At 45.9% G+C, this 11,319-nt stretch carries 6 protein-coding genes; 2 read left to right on the plus strand and 4 right to left on the minus strand.

Translation table 11 applies throughout. The features are described from left to right. Positions 1-68: 68 nt before the first annotated feature. The 3 genes from QUA42_RS18355 to QUA42_RS18365 all read right to left on the minus strand — a co-directional run bounded on the left by QUA42_RS18355 (position 69) and on the right by QUA42_RS18365 (position 6,595). Entirely contained in the window at positions 69-3,710 is a 3,642-nt protein-coding gene (locus QUA42_RS18355; RefSeq protein WP_333138901.1) for a diguanylate cyclase domain-containing protein, read from the minus strand. An 874-nt stretch (positions 3,711-4,584) separates the two neighbouring features. Beyond that, entirely contained in the window at positions 4,585-5,859 is a 1,275-nt protein-coding gene (locus tag QUA42_RS18360; RefSeq protein ID WP_333138903.1) for a bifunctional oligoribonuclease/PAP phosphatase NrnA, read from the minus strand. Between the two features lie 238 nt (positions 5,860-6,097). Further along, positions 6,098-6,595 carry an HNH endonuclease gene (locus QUA42_RS18365; RefSeq protein WP_006633674.1) on the minus strand — a complete coding sequence of 166 codons (498 nt, stop codon included), beginning with the start codon at positions 6,593-6,595 and terminating at the stop codon, positions 6,098-6,100. Between the two features lie 347 nt (positions 6,596-6,942). Here QUA42_RS18365 and QUA42_RS18370 point away from each other — a divergent pair, with 347 nt between their 5' ends. Further along, positions 6,943-7,407 (plus strand): COP23 domain-containing protein, encoded by a 465-nt coding sequence (locus tag QUA42_RS18370; RefSeq protein WP_333138905.1) that lies wholly within the window; start codon positions 6,943-6,945, stop codon positions 7,405-7,407. Positions 7,408-7,453: 46 nt separating this feature from the next. Here the strand turns inward: QUA42_RS18370 and QUA42_RS18375 are convergent, their stop codons facing one another. Further along, positions 7,454-10,141 (minus strand): AAA-like domain-containing protein, encoded by a 2,688-nt coding sequence (locus tag QUA42_RS18375; RefSeq protein WP_333138907.1) that lies wholly within the window; start codon positions 10,139-10,141, stop codon positions 7,454-7,456. Positions 10,142-10,258: 117 nt separating this feature from the next. Between QUA42_RS18375 and QUA42_RS18380 the strand changes: the two genes are divergently transcribed. Further along, complete coding sequence (locus QUA42_RS18380; protein ID WP_333138909.1) at positions 10,259-11,005, plus strand: 5-formyltetrahydrofolate cyclo-ligase; 747 nt, start codon at positions 10,259-10,261, stop codon at positions 11,003-11,005. Positions 11,006-11,319: the final 314 nt, after the last annotated feature.

Here is an 11,319-nt window from a genome sequence, read left to right on the forward strand (position 1 = left end):
TCGCTGTCCTTTTGATAGCTTTGCGATCGAACTTATAGGTGAAGTTTGGCGCGATCGACATCTTTTGCCTATTCTACAACTGTCTTGAAATCTGGCACCGTCATCTGGTTGGCGCTTGTGTAGCGATCGCGCCCTTGTCGTTTCGCATCATATAATGCTCGATCGGCGACGGCAACGAGTTCATCTGGTGATGTTTCCGCAGTGGGAATCACAGTTGCAATTCCCATGCTAACGGTCACGATCGCGCTCACATCAGATTGCTCGTGAGGAATTGCCAAATGTCGGATTGCCTGACGCATCGACTCAGCAACCGCGATCGCCCCTGCAGCATCCGTACTCGGCAGGAGAGCCGCAAATTCTTCGCCCCCATAGCGCACAAACAAATCGGTAGAACGTTTAACCGCGGCTGCTGCGGCTTTGGCTAGTTTCACCAAACAAGTATCCCCACCTTGATGTCCGTATAAATCGTTATATCGCTTGAAATAATCTACATCCAACATAATCAACGAAAGCGGTTGTTTGCCCTGCATCAGCCGATGCCATTCCGACTGCAATCGCTCATCAAAACAGCGGCGGTTTGCTACTTGTGTTAAGCCATCTGTCGCGGCTATTAATCTGTCTCCCTGAGCCTGATTTATCAGCATCTCCTCTGCCTGCTTCCGTTCTGTAATATCAGCAAAAGTCGTCACTACTGCATAGGGTTTAGACTGATTGAGATGGAACAGCGGTTGAGAATTAATCGAAATCCAAGTCAGCGTTTTATCCGATTTGTGAATGCCCATCACCACATTCGATCGCCCTTGTCCCGTGCGCAGGGTGAGGATTGCCGGATGCTGTTGGCCCGGGAACGGTTGGCCATCCTCCCGAACGATTCGCCAGTCTAAATCTACGGATGTGTGCCCCATCATTTGCTCGGGGGTCAGCCCGAGAATTCTTTCGGCACTAGCATTACACGCAGTAATTTGTCCGTTTGCTAGCTGGAGTACGACACCTTCTGTCATGCTAGTAATCACAGAACGGTAGCGTTCCTCACTTTCCTGTAATTGACTCAGGAGAATGTTTTTGGCTTCAAACTCTGAAGCCAGATGCAGGCTGTTTGCCAGAAACCCGGCCATCAGTTGTAAAGTCTGGATATCTGACTCTGTAAAGGCAGAGGGTTTAGCTGAAAGCACTTTTAAGACCCCAACCCGATCGTCTTGATAGAACAAGGGAACAACCACCATTGACCGCAGACCAATGCGCTCACAGGCAGCCCGATCCACCCGTGCATCCGTTTCTGAATCGTCGCAAAGCATGATTTGACCGGTCGCAATACATTTTCCTGATAAACTTGTCCCTACTTTGAGCCGTAATCCAACATAGGCGCTGGCGATACCGCTGGCTGCCCGATACACCATTTCATCCCCTTCAACCATTTCAATCACTGCTCCATCGGCGCGGGTCAAATCTTGAGTCCTCTCTGCAATCACAGCCATGACTGCATCGAGATTGGGATTGCGGATGGCTATTTCCTGTTGGGTAGCAATCACTCTACTCAGACGCTGGAACTCTAGTTGTAATGCTGCTTCTGCTTGCTTGCGATCGGTGATATCCTTCATAAAGCAGTGATGCCCGATCGATCGCTCCTGCGAGTCGTAGGCCGCCAACATCACCACCTGCTTGTAAAAGATCGAGCCATCTTTCCGGATACCCCGGGCCTCAACCTCCACTCGGCCCTCGGCTAGCATCTTTTGATAAGCGGCCATCATCCTGTCGCAGTCGTCGGGATGAACTGTTTTCTGCCAATTCATACCAACCATTTCTTCAGGCTGATAACCTGCTATATTCGCGTAGGCTTGATTAACGGTGAGGTATCGTCCGAAAATATCCAGCCGCGAGATGCCCTCAACTGCATTAGCAAGAGCTGTACTCAATTCTCTGAGTTCTGTTTCCGCCTTGACAAGATCCGTAATGTCTTGGGATGTACCAAACAACCGAATGACTTGTCCCTCTGCATTGAGTTCGGCCTGTCCTCTGGCTTCAGTATGGCGGATAGAACCATTCGGGCGCAAGACTTGGAGGCGCAATAGATAAGGCTCTCCCCGATCCAGCGCTCGTTGAACTACCAGGTGTAGCTGTTTGGCACTTTCGGGATGGTAAAGCCGCAGGTTTTCTTCATAGGTAGGTTCGCCCATTGCCCTGTCGCGTCCCAAAATCTCAAATAGTTGGGGAGACCAGGAAATTTTACCCCTAATCACGTCCCATTCCCAGTTACCGATTTGGGCAACTCGCTGGGCTTCTGACAACCTGATTTCATTCTGTTGCAGGGCAGTTTCTGTTTGCTGGCGACGAGCGGTAATGTCATTTTCGTTGACGACCAACATCGGGTTGCCTGTTACCGGGTCTTTGGTACACCGCACGTCGATTCTGTGCCAGCGAATCCCAGCCAGAGTAATCACTTGAGCCTCAGTGATCGATACCTCGCCGTACCTTTGAACTCCCATTGCGCGCTCTCCTACCTGAGGGTCAACAAAGTGGCTTAGAAAAGCATTATCTGACGCAGAGCGAGGGTGCAGCGCATCCCCATAACAGCGCAATGCCGCCGGGTTTTCCAGCAGCGGTAAGCCTTCTAGGGTGTACAGGGAAACCATGAGCGTGGTGTGCCGGAGTGCCTCGATCGATCGCAGGATTTCCGGCTCCATTCGATCGGCGCTTTCGACTGTACCCTCGACTAGCATTGCCAAACGCCCGCCCTCAATCCTGATCCCAGAACACCGACAGCGGACAGAAACAGGCTGACCGCCCGGGTAAAACGTCCACTGCTCGGACAAGGTTTTGCCTTGCTGAAATTGCTGCAGATATGTCTGCAAGCGAATCCCAGTAGACTCTGACACATCGCTAAAGTTGCGGCTCACAAGTTCTTGTCGGCTAGAAGCATTCCACAGGTACAAGGATGCTTGGTTTGCCCACCGCATTTGCAAATGCTGAATATCAAATATCCAGATCGGGTTTTGCAACAAGTCAAAAGCTTTGAGCTCGACAATATCGCCGCTCAGGGAATAGGCAAACTCTAGTGGTAGACAATTTTGATGATTGACTCTGGGCGCGCTTTCTGTACTGGTCGCAGTTTGATTTGGTTCTGTTTCGAGTTCCGGCGGTTGATTTGGCCCCAGTACCGGGCGGTGAGATTCCAAGTGCCGCATCGTCAACCCGATGTGCATTGCAACCTGTTGCAGGATCTGAACGTCGAGAGGTTCCCACTGACGCGGACTTCGGCAGTGATGAGCAATCAACAGTCCCCAAAGCTTCGGAGATTGCTGCGGTTTGCCATCTAGCAAGATTGGCGCAACTAAATTTGCCTGAACCTGGAGGCGATCGAGCAATTCGACATCACAAGCTTGAAGAGAACCGCTGTGAGTATCAGAAATGCTGCTCGTTTGTCCCTGGCTGTAACGATCTACCCAGGTAGCTTCACAGCAAGGAGCATAAATCTGTTTTCCTAGGATTCGCGACCACTGGGCATCAACGGATTCCGCAAATACTACGCCATCTCTATGGGATAGGAAGCGATAAATAATTACGCGATCTGTTTGCAGCAGCACCCTGGTTTCTTCTAGCGCACATTGCAAAATTGTCTCCCGATCGCCGACCTCGTTGATTTGAAGTGCAATTTCTGAAATTTTTTCTAGTATTTTCTCTAACGAGCTAGAGAAAGTCTGTTTTGTAGACATCTCCGTGTTCCTTTTTCTGTTAAGCTATTTTCTAGTATTCTACCTCGCAACAAATAAATAGAATAATTTGTTTTTCCTCGTAATAATCCCTGGCTTAAGTTAGGAATAAAACCCCATATCTAGGTTGTAATCCAGAGTTTGTTGAAGATACGGAATTCCTATTTTTATGTCATTTAGTCAATAGTTTAGGTGTTTCTGTATCTATTTTGCTTGTTCTCAAGCGTTTTTTTGCTAATTATTATCTAAAATATCCTGCACCCACTCTAATAAATTATGATTGATTTAGCTAATTTATAAGGAAATATCAAAAAATTAACCCTGTAGAAGTGTTATAATTTAAGAATTATGTTGTGAAGTTTAGTAAATTAAAGCAAACTAAATTTTTCCCAATACCTGGCTTTTTTACGAATATACTTCGTTGCATCCCTTGACAATAGTTAAAATACCCGGTTTCTTGGGTGTGTATTTTAGGGCAAGCGGAGAAAATTTATTACTGTTAGTACTGGAGGGATAAACCGGGTTTTTCAACCCCCTTACTTCGTTCAAACTGACATCTTGCACCATTTTCAATAAGCTTTTTATGCGCGGGTTTTCCTGCCCAACCCCTACTCCCCCCAAGAAAATTTAATTTTTGTGGAACAGGCCGGAAAGCCTGTTCATTACAGAGGTGCACTGGGCGTGAGTTCAAACCCTCAATAAGAGTTAAAAAACCCGGTTGATGAGAGTTAGAGTGCGGGCAGGACAGATTGCCAAGTTAAGATTTTGCTCGGAATGATAAAAAAATACGTCAAAACCTGGTAGCAACCGGAGGTCGAAAAGGGATCGCCTTCCCAGACGGTTGCTGGAATCAACACCGCACCTATAAACTCCCGAGTTAATGGTCGTAAACAGGATTATCTTTAGGACTAATTAAATTAAGCAATTTTTGCTTAATCTGAGCATCAAATACTTCCCATTTTAACCTTGCATAATCGCTCTTCTCATTCCCACCAGAAAGAAATCCCACCGGAATTTCAAAACCTCCTGCTTGACTTCTGCCGCCACCAAAAAAGCGTCCTTGAGCATCTTGACCGAAGGCTTCTTTAATGAATTCGTCGGGGTCTAGAGTAAGTTTATTAGTTCGCAGCGAGCCAATTACTACTTCAATTTCTTCGTCTTTGTCGTGAACAATTGCGTAGACAACGGCTGTGTGTACGTTCTCTTCTGTTACTAAAAAGTCCGCCGCTTGGGGAATAGAATCGCGATCGTCATAGCGCAGGTAGCCGATGCCGGCGATCGAAAAATTGTTCTGGACCGTGCGGTGTTTGAGCGATCGCTCGATCGCATCCATCACCCACTTAGAACGAGACGACTGCAACACCGCATTCAGCAACTGGGGGTCGTAAAATCGGCTCAAATAAGCCGCAGCTAAAAAGTCTTCCTCCTGAGCTTGTCTGAGGGCGATCGTATCCGATCGTAAACCGTGCATCAAAGCTGTAGCACATTTGATATGCAGACTGACGCTGGCATCGAGAGTTAGAAGTCCAGCCTGTAAATACTCGGCAAAAATCGTGGCTGTAGCGCGGATTTGAGGGCGCAAATCGATAAATTCTGCGTTCATTTCCCCCTGCAAATTGTGATGGTCGATGACGGAGGCGATCGGAACTCCCGCGGCTAAAATAAACTCGGTTAAGCTACAAGTCGTCCCTTGGTTGTCGATGAAAGCGCAGCCCTGAAACACCGACAAATCCTTAGTTTTTACTGTTTCCAGCGTCCACCGCTGCAACGGCAACCCTGTCAATTTAACTAAGGCAATGTTTTCTTGGTGGCTGAGGGCGCCGGCGTAGATAATCTCGCATTGGATATCGTACTGTTCGGCAATTAATTTGTACGTCCAAGCGCTTGAAAGTGCGTCGGGGTCGGGAAAATCTTGCAGCAAGATTAACTGGCGAGTGCCTTTGTGCCGATCGAACATTTGGCGCAATTGCTCAACTTTGCGATCGTGCAATTCCTCGCGGAGACGGCCGCGATTCTCTTCAGAAGCAACTTCGGCTTTGCTGCGCCGTTTCCCAGGCGCACTCACTCCGGGTACAGCCTCGCTGCTGGCCTCAAGTTCACCTTCGCGGTTGCCGGATGTTTCATCGGAATTGTTAGGGAGATGGTCTTTCATCGTTGAAAATTAACAATTTAACTATTTCAGGATTTGCACGACATTCGATCTTAAACCCGGCTTCTTTGTAGATGCCTGTTTGTCAAAGCCCATACTTTTTACGACAAACCTGATTTAAGAGCGTAAATTTTCTGTTTACTTTTTTAAATCATGCAGAGAGTGTGTGTTGCCAGGAACCAAGCAATCTCATAACTAATAACTCCCGCAAAAAACCCCCGCGCTTGCGCTGACAGGGGTTTTAAAGGCCTATTACATATTTTTGCCATTCTTTGTGCATACCGCTCTTAACGTGTTTAGTGACTTCAAAATAAAGACCGCTGTGAGGTTTCCTAGGCGGATAGCGCAGCGACATTCCCGCTTCTTTCGGCGTGCGGCTGCCTTTATTGACATTGCAGCGCACGCAAGCGGTGACGAGGTTTTCCCAACTGTCCCCCCCTCCGCGCGATCGGGGAATTACATGATCCAGGGTTAAATCGTCCCCCGTATAACTACAGTATTGACAAGAGTGTGCGTCCCGGTGCAAGATGTTCCGGCGGGTTAGCGGAATATCCTTATAGGGAACTCGGACGTAATGCCGGAGTCGGATCACAGTTGGTAGCGGGAAGTTTGGCGCAATAAATTTCCCGTTGTGTTCTACCTGTTCTGCTTTTCCTTTCAGCAACAAAACTACCGCCCTTCGCCAATTGGTGATGTTAAGGGGTTCGTAGGAGGCGTTCAGCACCAGAACATTGCCCATTGTTGATTATTAAAGAGAATATTTTTTTCGATGTTAACACAGGTTCCACTTTAGGTGGGACGGCATCAAGAACAGCGAGGCTCAGCAAAAAACGCTGAAAAACCACTCCTTTACCCTATACCTTGGCGCCTGCGCCCCCTAGGGCTGCATCTATTTTCTGCCTTTGGTGTTGGTCAGCGAGCTTTTTTCCCGGAGTTTTGGCTTAGATGAGGTCAGTGTGTGCGATGATCGCAAAAATTTGCAGAATAAATTTTATTTTTTTCTCTAAATGCCTAATCTTCCCGGCAACAAACAGTTTAACTTTTTAGACTATTAGTAACCTTAAATGAAAAAGCTTATTACTGCTCATGAAATTTTGGCTCTTAAAGTCAGCTTTTAGCGCGTCAATTATTGCTCTTGCGGCTCCGATTTTAGCAAACAGTCCAGCCTTGGCCCAAACGCCTTCATTCTTCTGCGGCGCTGCTGGCGGCCGCCCCGCTACAATTGCTGTCCAACAAGGCAAAAATATTCCCGTTATTTTGTGGCTAGCTGATAACTATTTCAATGAATCTGGAGAAGATGCGATTACTCGGTGTACCAGAGTATCAGGAATTCTCAACAACTCGCAACCGCAAGGAAGCTGGGAGAATATTGTCACAGCAGGTGCATCGACCACAGGTCAAGTAATTATTTGTGCAGCTAATCCTCAAGATGGTTCCTGTAGATTATTATATCAAGTACCCAAAGGCCAAAATCCAGAACAAGCCCGACAAGAACTCTTAAAAAGAGTTACAAATCCTAATGTAAGTGTTTCGCCTGTTAAAGTAAATTGATAGTAATAACTCATTAGCTACGGGTAGGACAGGGCATTGCCGTGTCCTACTTGCAGAGAGTTGAAACTCTTGTAAAATACTTCGGTTGAGTGGTGAAAAAATTGCAGCTTTGCTTCAGCAATTCTTCTAACCCTTCAACCTGCCTCAGCCAGACAGTGCCGTTGCTTCCAGCTACAGCAATTTGCTTTCCGTCTCGACTCCAACTGACACTAACAACATTCTCCTCAAACTCAAATTGAGCAACCTGCCGCCCCGCTAAATTCCACAGCCGTACAGTCTTGTCAATTCCCACTGTAGCCAGCCGTTCTCCGTCGGGACTAAAACTAATTGATTTCGCATCAAAATGCAAGGTTTGAAATTCCTTAACTAATTCTTTTTCTGACAGATTCCACATCCCAACTTTGCCATTCAATGTTACTGTAGCAAACCGATACTGGTGTTGAGCCGGAGTGAAACTGATCCCAATTGCCTGAATAGGCAGTGTTTTTTTCAGCTTGCCGGACAAATTCCAAAGTCGGACTGTAGATTTGCCATCTAAAGTCGTTATGAAATCGCCCTTTGGGCTAAAATTTACGCTTCTCACTAAGCCGTTGTGACCTGGGAGTTTCAGGCTAGGTGATACTAATTGTGGCAGTTTAGACAAATCCCAAATTGCAGCATAGCTGTCTATCCCTGCCGCCGCTAATAACTTTCCTTCGGGACTAAAACTGATGCTGGTAACAGAGCCTTGAATTCCTTTCAAAGTAGCAATATTTTTACCTGATAAATTCCATATTTTAACTGTGCTGTCCCTTCCGGCGGTCGCTAAAAATTTACCATTCGGGCTAAAGTTTACCATATTAACTGACTGCTGCAAAGCTTTCCATTCAGCAATTTTTTGCCCGGAAAAGTTCCATAGCCGAACTCGATCATCTATTCCTGCGGTTGCTAAAATCTGCCTGTTTGGGTTAAAAGTGACGCTGGTAACGGCACCTTTATGAGCTTGCCACGTTATTTTTGGTTTCGGAATTGATGAGGTTTTAATCTGCTGTGTTGCGCTAATTTTATCGAGAATTATTTGTAAAGCTAACAGCGGTCTAGTTGCCGGGTATTGTTCTAGCTTATGTTTGTGGGCTACCAAAGTTTTTAATTTTTTACCGGAGGCGATCGCCCTCAATAAAGCTTCTGATAAAGCTTCGCTGTTTTCTGTCTTTTGAGATACGGCTAACAGTAAAGCATCGCTGCCATTTTGTTCAATTTCAATACTTGCTTGTGCTAGTTTAAACCGCTGGTAAGCGAGAGTTGAAAAGCCGATCGCTGCCAGTAACGATGCTGCCAGTACCGCAGAACCGATGCCGATCCACTGTTTGGCTTTTTGTTTGGCAGAGTCAGCTTCACTCAAAGCTTTTTCGGCATCACAGACAGCTTTTTTGGTTTCGAGTGTAGCTGAATGCAGCAGCTTATTTTGCTCGCTCAAAATAACTTTCTGGCTAGCAGTCAAAAACTGAAAGTCTTCGTTTCTCAAACTTTTTCCTGCCGCCCAAACTAATGCTGACTGCAAATCATTCCCTCGCAACAGTTGAGAACCATCTTCACAGCTAGAATTTAGCCAGAGTTTGATCGCTTCCGAGTAAGGCGAGAGTTTTTCTAATTTTTCTTCAATTAATTGTTTGTTAAATACAGCTTCATAAATAGGATTAGAAATTGTTAATTTTTCCCCCCGCTTAACGATTAATCCGCTTAATCGCAACTCCATTTGTTCGGCACTACCATCGGGGACCATTTCAGTTTGTTCTAAAATTTGCTGATAGAATCCCAGTCTCCTGACAATGCGCTGGTTTTCTTTGAAAAGCCGATCGCGAATTGTGGACAAATGTTCGGGCACATCCTGAGTTTCCCAATTCTCCACGACTTTCAAGCGCACTACTTTCTCCACCCACTCTTGGGGATTTTGGATTAATTCGGCATTTTCAAAAAGAAGTTTGCACAGCTTTTGAGTCAAAAAAGGCTGCCCGCCCGTCCAATACAATACTTCTCTCAAAACTTCATGAGGGCTGTCTGTAAGGTCTGCCAACCCCGCTGCTAGCGGTTGAGCTTCTGTTTCGTCAAAACCAGTTAATTCGATCGCCTTGCCAATATTAAAAGGGGTATTGCTGCTGGCATTTTGCTCGCGGCACAAATCCGTCGGCGATGCTACGCCTAAAAGAGCCCAAGTTAGGCGATCGAACTCTGAATTATTGGCGCGCTTGTTGTAGCAAGATCGAATTAAGGCTAAAAAATCGTCGGCGGGAAAATCTAGGGCGAGAATACTGTCGATTTCGTCAATAAAAATGACAATATTGCGGGAAATGTTTGGTAACAGTACGGTTTCGATGAATTCGCTCAATCTTTGAACCGGGGTTAAAAAATTTCGATCGCGCCACCAAGTCCGCACGTTGACAATATCCGACAGGTTAAAGTTATTTTCCAGAATGCGTAGCAAACCAGCATACCACTGTTCAGGAGTGACACCGCGGTTGCCAATTTCCGAAATGTCGATCGCAGCACAAGCAATTCCTTCATTTCTCAGCCGCTGAATTGTCCGCACCTGCAAGCTAGATTTGCCCATTTGGCGCGAATTCAAAACATAGCAAAATTCCCCGGCTTTCAATCCGTTATAAAGGTCGTCGTCGGCTTGCCGCTTCACATAATTGGGAGCGTTATTGGTGAGACTGCCACCGACTTGATAGTAACTGGGCTTTGTGGTAAAATTCATATAAGTTATTCGGCGGTTGAAACCGCTACTACACAAACAAAATCCGCCTTCGCGGACTGAAGAAGTAAGGCGGTATTAAAGCATAATTCTGTATGATAAATTGTAGCACAATACAGTATGAAAACTGATTGGACAGGATATCACCAAGACAAAGACCAGTTAAGAGCTGAAATTTGGTTTTTGCTGAAGCAGCAAGCCGTATCTATTGGCGATCCGTTTGGTCATATCCCCAACTTTTTGGGTGCTGAGTGGGCGGCCGAAAGATTGGCAATTTTACCAATATGGCAACAAGCAAAAACGATTAAGTGCAATCCTGATTCGGCGCAAATTCCGGTGCGGATGCAAGCTTTGCAAGATGGAAAACGCCTGTATATGGCAGTACCGCGATTGACAGACGATCGCTGTTTTGTAGAGTTAACTGCTGAAGATTTGCAGCGGCAAAATATATCTATTGCCGAAAGTGCGATCGCCCGCAAAGCACTTGCTTGCGGAAAATTGGTAAGTTTTGCAGAGATGGAGCTGATTGATTTAGTAATAGTCGGCTGTGTAGCGGCAGGCACCAACGGTGGAAGAACCGGTAAAGGTGCAGGATTTGCGGATTTGGAATTGGCTATGTTGAAGGAATTCGGGTTAGTACAAATCGATACGCCAATTGTCACAACAGTGCATCCTTTGCAAATAGTCGCAGATTCGCGTTTACCAATGCAAGCCCACGATTGGGCACTGAATTGGATTGTTACTGCTGAGGAGGTAATTGAAACTAATACAAGTTATCCGCGTCCAATGGGGTTAAACTGGGATAGTATACGGCCGGAACAGTTGGAACAAATTCCAATTTTGCGAAAGTTGAGGCAGCAAGATTAGATAAATATTTTGTTTTTTTACATAAAAAGTTAGGAAATTCAAGTGCCTCAGCTTTAAAGCTTTGAAAAAGCGCCATAAAACTTCGTCTGACTCACGCGACAAGTTACTGTATGGTGTAGTTGATTATTTTCTTATTTTACTATTTATTTAACGAACCGCGAAGGCGCGTTCGGCGAAGCCGTTCCCGTAGGGTAGGACGCGAAGCAAACAAGAAGAAAAAGAAGGTAATTTTATATAGCTATAGCAATCCTAAATGATTTTCTATATTTATAAACAATCCTAAATAATTTTCTGTGTGTAAGTATATTGACGTA

It is taken from the genome of Microcoleus sp. Pol11C2 (assembly GCF_036701505.1).
GTDB lineage: Bacteria > Cyanobacteriota > Cyanobacteriia > Cyanobacteriales > Microcoleaceae > Microcoleus.

Coding starts and splice junctions, on each gene's coding strand:
- QUA42_RS18355 (WP_333138901.1), bottom strand. CDS start 3,710: ATGTCTACAAAACAGACTTTCTCTAGCTCGTTAGAGAAAATACTAGAA.
- QUA42_RS18360 (WP_333138903.1), bottom strand. CDS start 5,859: ATGAAAGACCATCTCCCTAACAATTCCGATGAAACATCCGGCAACCGC.
- QUA42_RS18365 (WP_006633674.1), bottom strand. CDS start 6,595: ATGGGCAATGTTCTGGTGCTGAACGCCTCCTACGAACCCCTTAACATC.
- QUA42_RS18370 (WP_333138905.1), top strand. CDS start 6,943: ATGAAATTTTGGCTCTTAAAGTCAGCTTTTAGCGCGTCAATTATTGCT.
- QUA42_RS18375 (WP_333138907.1), bottom strand. CDS start 10,141: ATGAATTTTACCACAAAGCCCAGTTACTATCAAGTCGGTGGCAGTCTC.
- QUA42_RS18380 (WP_333138909.1), top strand. CDS start 10,259: ATGAAAACTGATTGGACAGGATATCACCAAGACAAAGACCAGTTAAGA.